This window comes from uncultured Metabacillus sp. (genome assembly GCF_947503125.1).
Taxonomy (GTDB): Bacteria; Bacillota; Bacilli; order Bacillales; family Bacillaceae; genus Metabacillus.
This window is the reverse complement of record NZ_CANNCR010000009.1, coordinates 128,539-143,766: the sequence shown is the minus strand read 5'-3', so window position 1 is coordinate 143,766 and position 15,228 is coordinate 128,539. Positions and strand designations below refer to the sequence as shown.

The following is a 15,228-nucleotide window of genomic DNA, read 5'->3' as shown; positions in this document are numbered from 1 at the left end:
ATAAATAGACGCTCGAGGTACAAAACTTATTTCATTACGTTTTGTGCCTTGAGCGAAGCGAAAGGAATGGGTATAAAAATGAAAAATGTGCTGCCTGCTACTTTTTTAGTGTTTTTTACATTTGTTGCTTTCGGTTTATATTTTCTTTATCAGTTAGGGATTTTTACGATTAAGATTATGGTGTTAACTTTATAATGGATTTGAACGGTTAAAATAAAGCAGCGGTTAGCTGCTTTATTTTATTCCACCTATTCTTCTACTGGTTAATTTATTCGTTTCATTAAATAGGATGAAGGCCAGGCAAGTTACCGCCCGGCCTATTCACCAATCGCTCCCTTGATATCATAGAGGGATAAATCTAGCTCCAATTGTTTCCCCATCGCCAGTTTGGCCAGTTCTGCACCAAGATATGGTCCGCTCGTCAAACCTGATGCGCCTAAACCGTTTGCAAGCAAAACTCCTTTGACACCTGGGAGCTCCCCAATAACAGGTAAAAAACCTGGTGTGAACGGTCTAAACCCTACTCTTGTTTCAAGCATCGTACTTTCGGCTAAACCTGGGGCTACCGTTAATGCCTTTTGAAATATTTCGTTCAAACCTCCTGCTGTTACTCGGCAATCCATGCCGGCCTCATCCTCATGTGTTGCACCCACCACTATTCGCCCAGCTTCAAATGCAAGAATATACTGGTTATTTGGCGGCATCACAACCGGCCAGCTGCTTGTGTCCGTATCAGGCATTTCGAGGTGGACGATTTGCGCCTTTTGTGGAGTTACTAAAAAATCAATCCCGATCGATTGAAGAAGATCTCTAGACCAAACACCACCAGTCACAATCACCTTATCTGCTTCTAAGATTTCGTCCTCAATCGCAATCCCGAGAACCCGGTCCTGTTGATGGATCAGGCTTGCATCCCCTTTTATAACAATGGCACCATGCTTGATTGCACCATTAATGAGAGCATCCCGAAGAGCCCTGCCATTTACCCGTGCACCTCCGCTCACAAAAACAGAACCATATTCCTCTGCAATCGGAGGAAACATCTCTCTTGTTTCAGCGGGTGACAAAATGGTAATTTCACCAATTTCAGGCGCATCTTCCCGTCTCTTTCGCGCACGCTCTGCCATTTTTTCCAGCTTCTCTGCATCTGTATGTAAACTTATGGCTCCTACTCGCTTATAGCCCGTTTCTGTTTCACCATCTGCTTCTAATTGTGTAATCAATTCAGGATAGTATCTTGCTCCACCCTTGACCAGCTTGTACCATGCTTTGTTGCGGCGCTGTGTTAACCACGGGCAAACAATCCCGGCTGCTGCATCTGTCGCTTGTCCCTTGTCAAAACGATCGACTAATGTAACCTCGGCCCCTGATAAAGCAAGGTGATATGCGGTGGATGCGCCAAGAATGCCAGCGCCAACGACTATTATTTTCATCTATAACACCTTTTCCGTTTAATGTCTCACCGCTTCATTATATAAAAGTTTTAAATCGTACTCAATTTTCATTGACAAAATAAAATCCCTGCAACCAAGCAAGGAAAACGAATCTTGTTTATCAAATTCTTAACCTATTTTAATATTTTATTTAAAAACTCCCGTCTTTCCTCTGCATTCTCTTTGATGAGAATATCAACACCACTATCGATGTTTTTTTCAACTTTTTCACCCTTTGACACGTTCACTGCCGCACCAACGCTTAAGTACCCCATATCATAAGGATTTTGTGCCACTGAACCAGGAATTGTACCCTCTACAATTAACTCAAGCATTTCGGTAATTCCATCTGCACCTGTAACCGGAATTTTACGTCCATGCTCCTTTATAACCTTTAATGCATCCAATGCTGTTGTGTCATTTGAAGCAATCACACCTTCAACAGTCGGATGATCCTTTAAAATCTTTTCCATTGCGTTTCGATTTTGCGTTGAGCCATTTAATTCTGTCATTTGTGCAACAATTTGAATCCCTGCCGCTTCTAAACTCTTTTTGGCACCTCTTAATCTGTCACCAGAAACAGGACTGCTCATATCTCCGCCAATCAGAGCTGCATGATCTCCCGGCTGAAGCTGGGATGCTAATAATTCTCCTGCCTTTTTCCCTAAATCAAAGTTATCTGTTCCAATATAGGCTGTTTTTTGCGGCCACGGATCATCGGTATCTAACAGCATGACAGGAATATCAGCATTTACAAACTTCTCCAAAGTAGGGATAATTTCTGCCGGAACAATCGGGGAAACAACTAATACATCCGGCTTTTCATTAAGAACTGTTTCCAATATGGCGACCTGTTCTTTAATTGTTCCCTCCAACGGCGCCATTATTTTTCCATCTACACCAAAGTCCTTAAACCCCTTTTCCGTACCCGCTTTCAGAATTTCCCAATACTCGGAGTTTAAATCCTTAAAAACAACAACGACTTTTGGCTTTTCATCAGCAAATGATTTTGTTATAAACCCAATAATAATAGCAGAAAAAAGTATCGTAACCAGAAAAAGTAATTTGCGATTTTTAACCATTACATCCTCCCCTCTCTGTAAAGTCTCACGAAGAAATACCCGACCTATCACCGGATTGATTAAAACGAACAGAGAAAACGGTCCCTTGGTTTCCTGTTTCAATATCAATTTCAGCATCATGACGTTCAGCCACACTGTAGCATATCGCTAACCCCAGCCCTGTTCCTGTCTCCTTTGTTGTAAAGAAAGGCGTTCCAATTTTATCCATGATCTCAGGGCTAATGCCTGTACCTTCGTCCTTAATTTGCAAAATGACAGACTGATTTTCTGTAAACGTTTTTATTGTAAGCTTTCCGCCTGCTGACATCGCATCAAGCCCATTTAAGGCAGTATTTAAGATAAGCTGGCGAATTTCCTTTTGATCTAAAAAAATCTCATAACATTCACCTAAATCAAGAAAGATATGCTTACTTGCCCTCAAAGCTTCTGCTTGAATAAGCGGTGATAATGCTTCAATTATCTTATTGAGGTTTTGCTTCTTCTTGACACTGACTTTGTTTTTTGCCAAATTGAGAAATTCTGTTATGATCGAATTTGCTCGATTTAATTCTTCCAGCATCAAATCCACGATCTCTTCAGGTAATTTGCTGCTATCATTCCTTGTTACTTGTAAAAATCCGTGAACCGTTGTCATCGGGTTTCGTATTTCATGGGCAATTCCTGCGGCCATTTCACCAATTAAATTCAAACGATCTAATCGGTACATCTCCTTTTCCAAGTGAACCCTTTCGGTAATATCCGTTAATACAATTAGCGCACAGCGTTCATGGTGGATGTCAATCATTTCCGTAGACAACAGCCCAGCACGAATCTCCCCTCGCTTTGATTTGTAGTTGATTTTTTTGTTGCGAATGACTTGTTCAAGATCAATCATTTCATCCGTCTCATCCACAAACTTTTCGATATCAATCTTTTTATTGACTAATTCCTCATAACGATAACCAGTGAAATTTACCCAACTGGCATTTACATCAATGAAAACTTCCTGTTTCAGTGAAAAAATCGCCATTAAACAAGGACTTGATTCAAAGATCTTTTTGAATCTTTCTTGTGAATGGTTTCGTTCTTCAATCTCTTTTTGCAGCTTTTCATTTGCCTTCAAAAGCTCTAATGTTCGTTCCTCCACAATATGCTCCATATCATGAAGCCTTTGCTTTTTTACTTCCTCGATTTGCTTTCGTTCTGTCACATCTCGTATTGTGCAAACAAAAATCTGTTGATCTTCCACTGTTGCTTCGCCAATTTGAATATCTGCAGGAAAATAGCTTCCGTCCTTCCGCAATACATAGGACTCAATAATATTACCTGCAGCCTGTTTGATGGAAGAAAAGATTGAAAATGTAGATTCATTTTCTTGATCACTTCTGACCTTGAGAAACAGCATGACAACATGTTTTCCAATCAACTCGTCAGCTTCATAGCCAAGCATCCCTTTTACAGCCGGGTTCACCGAGATGATAAATCCTTGTTCATCAAATGTGACAATCGTATCGCTGATGGTTTCGCCAATCACCTTTGCTAACGCCTCAGTACGACGTAAATTTAATGTAGTCCGGTCAAGCTTTTTATTTACTTTGATTAATTCGTCAGTACGCTCTTGATCCGTTTGAATAATCGTTTCTTCGTGCTTTTGATGGATTTTAACGAATTGTTCTATTTTTTGTTTAAGAGTTTCCGGATGAAAGGGTTTAAATATATAATCAATCGCTCCCACTGAATACCCTTGTTGAACATGCTCGATATCTTGACTGATGGCCGTTATAAAAATAATCGGGATATGTCTTGTTTTTTCCCTTGCCTTAATAAGCTTTGCTGTTTCAAAGCCGTTTAATCCGGGCATTTGTACGTCGAGCAAAATAACAGCAAAATCATACTTAAGCATACATTTCAACGCTTCTTTTCCTGAATTTGCACTGACCAGGTTATAGTTTGGAGATATTAGGACGGCTTCCAATGCGAGAAGATTTTCAGGATGGTCATCCACCATTAAAATATTAACCTTTTTTGCAGGTAAACTATTTAATTTTTCGATAGATTTTTTCTGGTGCATCAAATTCTCCGTAACAGTTTTCATAGCTTGTAAACTTTATCCCCTCTCTTTTACCTAGTCCAAGAAAACCAGATAAGCTTAGGCTATCGTACAATAGCTTATGAACTTTATTTTGAAGACTCTTATTAAAATAGATTAAGACATTTCGACATATGATGATGTCAAATTCGTTAAAGGAATGATCTGTTACTAAATTATGCTGGGCAAACACGACGTTTTTTTGCAGAAAAGAATGGAAAAACACCTGGTCGTCCACTGCCTTGTAATACTCTGAAAAGGCTCTTTTCCCTCCTGCTTCAAAATAGTTTTTCGTGTAGCGCTGCATTCCATCTAACGGAAACGTGCCCTTTTTTGCCTTTTCTAAAATGTCAGCATTTATATCTGTAGCAAAGATTCTCGCTTTTTCATACAGTCCCTCTTCATGTAAAAGAATCGCCATCGAGTAAACTTCTTCACCGGATGAACAGCCGACATGCCAAATGCGAATCTCAGGAAAATCCTTAACAATCGGAATCACCTTTTTTCGAATCGCCAAAAAGAATTCAGGATCACGGAACATTTCCGTCACATTGATCGAAAAGTCCGATATCAGCCTCTCCATGGCATTATGGTCCCGCAAAACCTTTTCCTGAAGGGCTGATATACTTGAAAGATTCTCTTTACTCACTCGATGACAAATTCTCCTTTGAATGAATGGAGCTGCATAATTTCGAAAATCGTACCCATAATAGCGAAATACCGCTTCTAATAGTAACTCTATTTCAATTTTTTCGATATCATCTAGATCGGTTTTGCTAGAGTTAATTGGAAATAGGTTTGTAATATCCTAGCCCTCCTTCCTATAAAGCCAGACCTGCATAAGGGAGAATAACTGATCCAAATTTATTGGCTTGCTAATATAATCTGTTGCTCCAGCATTTAAGCATTCTTCACGGCTGTGCTTCATGGCCTTTGCAGTAAGAGCAATGATCGGAATCGTGCTAAATTCAGGTTTTTTACGGATTCTGCGCATGGCTTCAAATCCATCAATCTCCGGCATCATTATATCCATTAAAACCAAATCGGTATCTGGATTATTTTGCAGCATTTCAATACCTTCACGGCCATTTTCCGCGATAATAATATCCATTTCATATTGTTCAAGTGCAATCGTTAAGGCATACACATTGCGAATATCGTCATCGACAATCAAGATTTTCTTATCCTTAAGCAATGATTTCCCACGCTGCTTCAAATTATCTTCTTTCCTTGTCAGGTTATCCTCGTCTAATTGATACTGATCCACTTCTAGACTAACTGCTGCTTCTTCAAAAGCAGAAGTTTCTTCGCTCTTGGCGTTCTGTTCAAAGTGCGGCAAGAATAATGTAAAGGTGCTTCCTTCGCCTTTCTCACTTCTGACCTCAATAAATCCGCCCAAGAGCTGTGCAATTTCTCTGCTGATCGAAAGACCTAGTCCAGTACCGCCATATTGACGGCTTGTCGTTCCATCCGCTTGTTTAAACGCATCAAAAATCGTTTCTTGTTTATCCTTGGCGATGCCAATCCCCGTATCAATAACAGAGAAGGCCAGCATAGACATCGTTTGTCTATCACCTGCATGGAGCTTTTTATCCACTGTTTTATTCCTAACCTTATGAACAACTAAGGACACACTGCCGATTTCGGTAAACTTAAATGCATTTGAAAGAAGATTTTTTAATATTTGCTGGAGCCTTTGTTCATCTGTATAAAAACGGTCTGGCACATCTTCTCCTAGTTCAATAGAAAACTTAACCTGCTTCTGTTTAGCAATCGGGGAAAATTGGCTTAAAATACAGTCGCTGATCTGCTTGAGTTCTACTTCCTTAGGCACAACCTCCAATTTACCTGATTCTACTTTGGCAAGATCTAAAATATCATTAATCAAATGCAGTAAATCATTTCCTGACGTATAGATGGTCCGAATATACTCTTCTTGCTTAGGTGTAAGATTTCCCTCTCCGTTTTCTGAAAGAATTTGCGCCAGGATTAGTAAGCTATTTAACGGTGTTCGCAGCTCATGAGACATATTCGCCAAAAACTCGGATTTATATTGCGAGCTTAACTCCAGCTGCTGTGCCTTCTCCTCAAGCGCCTCGCGAACCTTTTCAATCTCTTTTTTCTTTTGTTCGGATGCTTCATATTGCTCTTCAAGCTTTTCATTCGTTGTCCTTAATTCCTCTTGCTGTAATTGTAATTCTTCAGATTGAGCCTGCAGTTCTTCGGTTAAAGCTTGTGATTCCTGTAACAGCCTTTCAACCCTCATTCGGTTTGAAATACTATTGAGCGTAATGCCGATATGGCTGTTTACTTCTTCAAGCAGCTTTACCTGTGATGGACTAAATGACTCAAACGAGGCAATTTCGATCACCGCAAGGACATCGCCTTCAAATTGAACTGGCAGGATCATGATGTTTTTCGGTGAGCCTTCTCCAATGCCTGAATGAACTTTTATGTATTGATCTGGTACCTCATTAAGCAGGATCGGCCGTTTTTCAACCGCACATTGCCCAACAAGCCCCTCGCCAAAGCCAAATCGCTCAAATCTTTTATTTTCATGTGACAGTGCATAAGCTGCAGTCCTTTTTAAATATGGATGACAGTCTTCAATCTCCTTGACATAGAATGCACCATAGCTCGCACCAACCATTGGCACAAGCTTCGCTAATAACTGCTCAGCCAACATCTGAATCGTTTCAACCTCTGGATACATCGTGGATATTTCGGCAATCTTCGTCTTGAGCCAGCTATGTTCCTCTGCTTCTTCAATTAGCCTTTTCTCAAGCTTGCTATGCTCCTCTAACGCTTTGGCCATTTTATTAAAGGCTAAGGCAATTTCACCAATCTCATCTTTATAAGAAACCTCAATTCGGGGCAGCCTTTCAAAATCACTTGTTGTTACACGTTTCATGACAGTGGTCACATTGTTAAGGTTCTTCGTCATACGCCTAATCATATAGATTGTGTAGCTAATGCCAATGGTTAAGCCAATAGCCAAATAAATATAAATCACTGTGACAGCCCAATTATAGGTCTCTCTTGATCTTAATAGCTCATTTTTCATCTCTTGCTCCTGCAACCCATGGAGAAGCTCTGCAATTTGCAGCATTCTTTGTCTCGTAAGCTCTGCTTCATTCCACAGGGCAGGCTGGATTTCAACATTTTGATCAATGTTCTTTGCCGTCATGACTTGCTGCGCCAAGTTTTGGTAGGACCTATGCAAGGTTTTAAATTTTGCAATCAACTCTTGAGACTCTTCTTGCGTATCCTTTTTTTCAAGGGATTCTAATGCAAGCTGCATATTGATATGAGATTGCTCCCAAGCATTTGTCGCTGCTTGTCGATTGTCACTTGATTGTTGAGTTGTGATTTCTCTTAACTCTCTTCCAATATTGGCAGTCTCATACTTAATATCTGATGCCATATTAATTCTTTGATACAATTCATTTACTACAACATGCATATTGACTGTTGATTGTTCAAGCATATTCATTAAAATAACAACGATAATTGAAATTAATAGCAATAAGGATCCTATGCTCAAGTAAAGCTTTGTTCTAAATTTCATTTGGCCTCCGCGAATAATGTTTTTCTTTATCCTTTAATGAATCGTTTGTAAAATTTTAATATTCTGGAAATTACACTTTTACTAGTAAATCTTTTCCGTTAATCTCTTAAAATGACATATTTTGCTTATAATGATACTTTAAATCGTTGTTTATCGTCTACCCATTATTTCAATCTTCAGAGAGTAAAACGAAACTTTTTTCTGCATAAAAAGACAGTTAGCCTACTCTAACAAATTATATCAATATATTAAAATGCGAGGATTTAGCAAAAAAGAACTAAGTATGTAATTTGCTTCACCTTAAACCAATACATTATGAACCCTTTTATACCCTTCTTAATTACGAAGCAAGTATTATTTTTTAATACCTTATACAATTCGATTTGCTGATTATTCATCCTTTCAGAAAATCAAAAGGGGTCACTACTTGTAATTAATTTCCAATAACAATATAAACATCTCATCAAAAAGGATTATAAAAACGATTCCCATCAAAGAAGGTAATCATAAGGGTAATGACCGAAATAGCTGCAATTAGACAGAATGCGACATAGTCGTTTTTGTGAAAGCGGCGTTCACGATACCATGTTCGTTTTTCCTTCTTTCCGAACCCCCTCAGCTCCATAACATTGCTAATCGTTTCAATTCGATCTAAGCTTGAAAAAATGAGCGGCATAATAATGGATACCGCATTTTTCATTCGAGCTGGAAGCTTTTCTTTTTTCGACATGTCAAGTCCGCGTGCTTGCTGTGAGAGAGCAATATTACGAAATTCCCTTTGAAGATCTGGGATATAGCGCAGAGTTAGCGCTACAGCAAACGCAATTCGATAGTTTATGCCGATTTTATTTAATGAAGCTGCAAATTCACTAGGATTTGTCGTTAAAATGAGGATAAGTGCTGCTGGAATGACTGTAATGTATTTTAACGTTACATTAAATTGATAGAATAATTGCTCAAGGGTGAGATCATAGCTATTTGGCAGCTCAACTAATAAATGCTTTGATCCATAAATCCCAACACCTTCCTGAGGAGAAAAGATGTAAATGGCTATATTATTTAGTAAAAGGAAGAACAGGATGAAGCCCAAAACAAAGGAAATATCACTAAATTTGATTTTTGATAGATGAAATAGAAGAATACTGCTAAAAAGCAAAAATAAGAGAATTCGAGTATCATATGTAAGCATAGCTGCGGTTGACCAAAAGAGAAAACAAATCAGTTTTGTTGCACCTGTTAGTTGATGAACTGGTGAATCTCGATCAATATAAGACAGCATATTAACGACCAAAGCGTTTTTCCCCCTTTTCGTAGTATATATACTGACGTATAAAATCGTTTATTTCATCGATACCTGCTCTTTTGGCTAATTCGTACAAAGATGTTTCTTTTAAATTGGCCTGTTCCATTATATGCTGGCTGCTCAAAATCTTGGTTGCTTGATTATCTGCTATGACTCTTCCATTTGCGATAACAATTGCCCGATTTGTGTACTCAAGCATAAGGTGCATATCATGTGTAATGATTAAGATGGTAACTCCAAGTCTATTTAGTTCAACAAGAAATTCCATGATCTCTGTGTAATGGCGGTAATCTTGACCTGCTGTGGGCTCATCCAATATGAGAATATCCGGCTGCAGCACAAGAATGGATGCAATCGTGACCCGTTTTTTTTGACCATAGCTTAATGCAGAAACCGGCCAATTTCGAAACGGAAGCAGCCCGCATATGTTGAGCGTATGTGTAACACGTTCCTTTATTTCGTTTTCCTGAATTCCCCTGACACAAAGTCCGAGGGCAACCTCATCATAGACCATTGCTTTTGAAATCATTTGGTTCGGATTCTGTAACACCATGCCGATTTTAAGCGATCGTTCCTTCAGCGTGTCATGCGTAATATCTCTTCCATCTACTAAGATTCTTCCGGCATTAGGTTTTTCAAAGCCGCAAATCAGTTTGGAAAGAGTAGACTTTCCCGCACCATTCTTACCTACAATACTAACCATTTCACCTTTTGAAATTGTCAATGAAACATCATCCAAAATTTTACGATGATCATTATACTGAAAATGAATTTGCTGAAGCTCTAAGACTGGGAATTTTTCCAGATTTGACTTTTGTGGTATTCCCCCTTCAAACCAGGATAAAAGTTTTTCTTTACAGGAATTTGTTAAAAGGCGATCCATATGAGTTGGACGTATATCAGGGGTAATTCGGCAACCAGCATATTTTAATGCTTTTACATATAGAGGCTCACGTAAATCATTTTCCTCTAATACATTTGAGGCTAATAGCTCATCTGGAGACAGATCACACACAACTCGTCCATGATTAATAATGATGATTCGGTCCATTTCTTGATCGAGAACATCCTCGATTCGATGTTCAACAATAAGAACCGTTGCATTTGTCTCTTCATGGATACGATGGATGAGCTCCATTGCATGCTTCCCTGTTGCAGGATCGAGATTTGCCAAAGGCTCATCAAATAGAAGAATTTTCACCTGATCAACCATGGCTCCGCCAAGGGCAGCCCGTTGTCGCTGTCCGCCTGATAATTCGTGCAAAGAATGGTTTAAATGGCCATCAAGCTCCACAATCTTGGCTATTTCTTGAACCCTTTCCTTCATTTCCTCTTGGTTTACACAATCATTTTCCAAAGAAAAGGCCATATCCTCCCCAACTGTTAAACCGATAAATTGCCCGTCAGGATCTTGCAGGACAGTCCCTACTATTTTTGACAGAGCAAATATCCCCTGTTCTTTTGTGTCTTTTCCCTTTACCTTCAGCTCTCCAGTGATCTCTCCTTTAAAAGAAAAAGGAACTAGTCCGTTCATACAATGAGCAAGTGTGCTTTTTCCAGAGCCTGAAGGACCAGCGATTAGTACTTTTTCACCTTCATAGATTGTAAGATTAATATCGATAAGTGTTGGCTCCGCTTGACTTTTATATTTAAAACCAAAGTTTTTAAATTCAATCACTGGCACTTTCATTCCATTTCCCCTATCACTCATTTATTATCAAAAGGGACTGACCTTCCTTTCAAAGTCAGTCCCTTTAATGAAATCAAAACCGTTTGAAATTATAATGTTTCTTCCTTTTTCAAGCTATCGGATTTCGTTCGTGTTTTTGCATAGGCAGTGATTAAAATTGTCCCTAAAACACCGACAGTAACAATATTTGCAGCTGCAGCAACGGCTCCCTGTAAGAAGACCTTGTTAACTGGCTCCGCATATATCAATATATCTAAAATCGGGGCAATCAAGATCCAGCCAATCGCCTGTACAATTGCCTGAATGATGTTAAACGAGACAATTTGCTTCGTTGCAAAAACACCCTCCTGAACCGTTGATTTTCGTGTTGCATAACCGATTAAGAAACCAACCAATGCAGAGACAATCACCCAGCTCCACCATGGTGAGCCATAAAATAATGCATCCTTCAAGGCATGCCCAATAAACCCTATAAGTCCCCCGGCAATCGGCCCAAAAACAACAGCCATTAAAGCAAGAAAAGCATACGACGTTTCGATCGACGTGTTCGGAATTCCAGATGGTATTGAAGCAAAACGACCTAAGATGACAAACACTGCTGTTCCAATTCCAATTGCAACGATTGTTTTTGTTGATAAGTTATTTCCCTTCATGAACATCCTCCTTTTCATTTACGTATTCCTAGCTTTAGACAATTCAACTTAACAATAAATTCTTTTTAACTTTATTTTACATTTCACAGACTTATGCTAGGTATTTGGTTCTAGAATAAAGGAGAAAAACAAAAAGCCTCTCTATTTTAGAAAGGCTTTTTACATCTTATTGTTATAAGTAGCTAGTTTATCTTTCTAGCTGCTTGTTGGATCGGATCCCATACACTATTATATGGCGGAGCATAAGCTAAATCTAAATCCAGTAATTGATCGGTTGTCAACGAATGGAATAATGCTGTAGCTAATACATCAATTCGTTTGTCCACACCATTTCCACCGATGATTTGTCCGCCTAAAAGCTTATATGAATGCTCATGATACACTAATTTCACCGTCATTTTTTGATCATCAGGGTAGTATCCGGCAATATCTGTCGCTTGAATGGTTACTGATTGGCAGGGGATGTTTAATCTTTTAGCTTCTGCTTCAGAAATCCCTGTTCGTCCCAATGTTAAATTAAAAAATTTAATGATCGATGTCCCTACAACACCTTTAAAGGTTTTATGATGGTTAATCATGTTCAAGCCAGCAATTTGCCCTTGTTTATTTGCGTGAGTCCCTAAAGGAATATGATCATCCATTTCTTTAATACGGTGATACTGAGTGGCGCAATCTCCAGCAGCATAGACATCCTCCAAGCTTGTCTGCATATACGCATTTACTTGAATCGCACCATCTACACTTGTGATAAGGCCGGAATCTTTTAGAAATGCCGTATTTGTTCTCACCCCAATTGCCAGGAGGACAAGGTCTGTTTCATACTCACCTTTATCGGTCTTCACATATTCCACATGCTCCTGACCCTTAAAGGCTTCAACAGACTCTCCAAATTTTAAATCAATGTTTTGCTTGATTGCTTCTTCATGGATAAGCTCTGCCATCTCTTTATCAAAAATCTTTGCTAATTGCTCATTCCGCTCTATGATGGTAACCTTCTTACCTAATTCGACAAAGCTTTCTGCCATTTCAAGCCCTATGTATCCGCCGCCGATAACCGTCACATGCTTGATCTCCTTTTTCAGGTAATCCATCATTTTCTTTGCGTCTGGAATCGTTTTTAACGTAAAGATACCTGGCAGGTTCACACCCTCCCAATCCGGGATTACCGGACTTACACCCGTTGCAATAAGGAGACGGTCATATGGCATAGTAAACGTTTTTCTGCTTGAATGATCGATTCCGCTTACCTGCTTACTCTTTACGTCAACATTCACTACCTCATGGAAAATTCGAGCATCGATTCCATATTTATTGCGAAACGTTTCCTGTGTGCGGGCAATTAATTTATCTGTAGATGCAATTTTTCCACTAATGACATAAGGGAGGCCACATTGGCCATATGAATAGATTCCACCCTTTTCAAAAACCGTTATGTCATGTCCGGAGCTATTGCGGACAATTTGCATAGCAGCACTCATCCCTGCTGCATCTCCGCCGATCATTACAAACTTCATCATCATCCCTCCTTTCATTATTTTCCTTTTAAATTGTATTTTTAAACATAAAAATGCCTTCACAATCTAATAATCTCTTACCGTGTAACACCGAAAAAGCCCAATTTTTTATTAAAATTGAGAAAATGGGCTTTTTTCGTTACTCCAGGAAAACATGTTATTGTTGAGGGTAACTAAGGCTTCTACTATTAACTGGTTTAGTTAAAGCAGCAGTGCTTTCTTTTTCACCAAGCTCTTTTGCTTCAAGTTCTTCCCAAAAATCAGCATTTTTAATACCAACTTTACTTGGACGAAAGATAGGATTGAGTCCTGCTTTTTTCTGTTCATCGTAATCTTTGAGCGCTTTAACAGCAATTTTAGATAAGAGGAATATTGTGATTACGTTAATCCATCCGAGAAGTCCAACACCTAAGTCAGTAATCCCCCAGATTAATGGAGCTGAGTTAATAGCACCGAAAATGACCATTCCGAGAAGACCGAAGCGTGCTAAGTGGTTAACAAATTTGCTTGAATGTTTAAGATTAAGTGTTTCTTTAACAAATGAGATATTTGTATCCATTTTGTAGAAATACGTAATTAAAGTTGTAAAACAAAATAAGAATAATGAAGCAGTCATGAAATATTGACCAAACGTCTGTGAAACTAGAGTTCCCATTGCGAATTGAGTATATAATTCAGGACCAGCATCTTGTAAGTTGTTAACAATAGGCTCCCCGCCTTTAGGATTAACGTTATACATTCCTGTAATTAAAATCATAAAAGCAGTTGAAGTACAAATTAAGAAAGTGTCAATATAAATCGAAAGCGCTTGCACTAAACCTTGTTTTGCAGGATGCGATACACTTGTCGCACCAGACTCAAAAGTCTCAGTACCAAGACCTGCAGCACTTGCAAACACTCCACGCTGTACTCCCATAGCAATTGCAGTACCTAAAAGGCCAGCGAATGTAGCATTTAAATTAAATGCACTAGAAACAATTAATGAAAACATAGCCGGGATTTCAGAAGCATTGATAGCTAATAATACGATACAGATACCGACATATCCAAACGCCATAAACGGAACTAAATATTCTGAAACAGTTGCAATACGCTTAACACCATCGTAAATAATAACAGCGATTAATAAGGCTAATAAAGTTCCTGTAACCAAAGGTGGAATATTAAAAGAATCTTTTACAGTTAATGCGATTGTATTAGCTTGTACAGTAGGCCAGAAAATACCGATAACTACTGTTAAAATAATGGCTGAAATAACAGAGAACCATTTTAAATTTAATCCTTTGTAAATATAGAACGGTGTACCACCACGATACTCACCCTCTAATTTACTTTTATAAATTTGAGTTAGTGTAATCTCGATAAAAGAAGTTGCACTTCCAAAAAATCCTGTGATCCACATCCAAAAGACTGCTCCTGGTCCTCCTAAACTAATAGCGGTAGCTACACCAACGATATTACCCGTTCCGATACGACTACCCAAAGACATTGCTAATGCTTGGAAGGAAGAAATACCTGCATTGTCATCATTCTTTTCAAATAGTAAAGTAACCATGTCTTTAAAACGTCTGACTTGTACGAATCTGGTTTGGACGGTAAAAAATAGTCCGACAGCTAAGAATAGGAATACTAGAGCATTACTCCAAATATACCTATTCAAGAAATTGACTATTTCTAACATAAACTATCACTCCCTTTCGTTAATATTATTAGATAATTCTGAATATAGATTTTATTATATAGGGAATAATATTATTTGCTTTAGACAATCTGTAACAATTCATTTCAACTTATCTTACCTTTTGTCACTAGGAAATGTTGACGATAAATACTAATAATGATACTTTAGTTGTGTGTGTGCTAAACTATTAGTGTCTTTATTAGACATATGAACTCCTCCGTATGCTGATATTTTGG

The 15,228-nt window shown here is 38.6% G+C and carries 11 protein-coding genes; 1 reads left to right on the top strand and 10 read right to left on the bottom strand.

The window, feature by feature from the left end; genetic code table 11:
* On the top strand, positions 1-195 hold a 195-nt coding region (locus Q1B07_RS09440), incomplete at its 5' end, for a hypothetical protein (RefSeq protein ID WP_299088983.1).
* A 122-nt stretch (positions 196-317) separates the two neighbouring features.
* Here Q1B07_RS09440 and Q1B07_RS09435 read toward each other — a convergent pair.
* From Q1B07_RS09435 to Q1B07_RS09390, 10 genes are all read right to left on the bottom strand, one after another.
* Complete coding sequence (locus tag Q1B07_RS09435; RefSeq protein WP_299088981.1) at positions 318-1,433, bottom strand: FAD-dependent oxidoreductase; 1,116 nt, start codon at positions 1,431-1,433, stop codon at positions 318-320.
* A 134-nt stretch (positions 1,434-1,567) separates the two neighbouring features.
* Positions 1,568-2,515 carry a sugar ABC transporter substrate-binding protein gene (locus tag Q1B07_RS09430; RefSeq protein ID WP_299088979.1) on the bottom strand — a complete coding sequence of 316 codons (948 nt, stop codon included), beginning with the start codon at positions 2,513-2,515 and terminating at the stop codon, positions 1,568-1,570.
* Between the two features lie 25 nt (positions 2,516-2,540).
* A complete protein-coding gene (locus tag Q1B07_RS09425; RefSeq protein WP_299088977.1) occupies positions 2,541-4,565 on the bottom strand; it encodes a PAS domain S-box protein in 2,025 nt (674 codons plus the stop codon).
* Positions 4,531-5,388, bottom strand: a complete 858-nt coding sequence (locus Q1B07_RS09420) for a protein-glutamate O-methyltransferase CheR (protein ID WP_299088990.1) — start codon at positions 5,386-5,388, stop codon at positions 4,531-4,533. Before Q1B07_RS09420 ends, Q1B07_RS09425 begins: the two co-directional genes overlap by 35 nt.
* A 3-nt stretch (positions 5,389-5,391) precedes the next feature.
* Positions 5,392-8,151, bottom strand: coding sequence for a response regulator (locus Q1B07_RS09415; RefSeq protein WP_299088975.1), 2,760 nt, complete (start codon positions 8,149-8,151; stop codon positions 5,392-5,394).
* 463 nt (positions 8,152-8,614) lie between these two features.
* Positions 8,615-9,442 carry an energy-coupling factor transporter transmembrane protein EcfT gene (locus Q1B07_RS09410; protein ID WP_299088973.1) on the bottom strand — a complete coding sequence of 276 codons (828 nt, stop codon included), beginning with the start codon at positions 9,440-9,442 and terminating at the stop codon, positions 8,615-8,617.
* Positions 9,432-11,144, bottom strand: coding sequence for an ABC transporter ATP-binding protein (locus Q1B07_RS09405; protein ID WP_299088972.1), 1,713 nt, complete (start codon positions 11,142-11,144; stop codon positions 9,432-9,434). Before Q1B07_RS09405 ends, Q1B07_RS09410 begins: the two co-directional genes overlap by 11 nt.
* A gap of 89 nt (positions 11,145-11,233) precedes the next feature.
* Entirely contained in the window at positions 11,234-11,797 is a 564-nt protein-coding gene (locus tag Q1B07_RS09400) for an ECF-type riboflavin transporter substrate-binding protein (RefSeq protein WP_299088971.1), read from the bottom strand.
* Positions 11,798-11,979: 182 nt separating this feature from the next.
* Entirely contained in the window at positions 11,980-13,311 is a 1,332-nt protein-coding gene (locus tag Q1B07_RS09395; protein WP_299088969.1) for a CoA-disulfide reductase, read from the bottom strand.
* 157 nt (positions 13,312-13,468) lie between these two features.
* Complete coding sequence (locus tag Q1B07_RS09390; protein ID WP_299088968.1) at positions 13,469-14,992, bottom strand: sodium:alanine symporter family protein; 1,524 nt, start codon at positions 14,990-14,992, stop codon at positions 13,469-13,471.
* Positions 14,993-15,228: the final 236 nt, after the last annotated feature.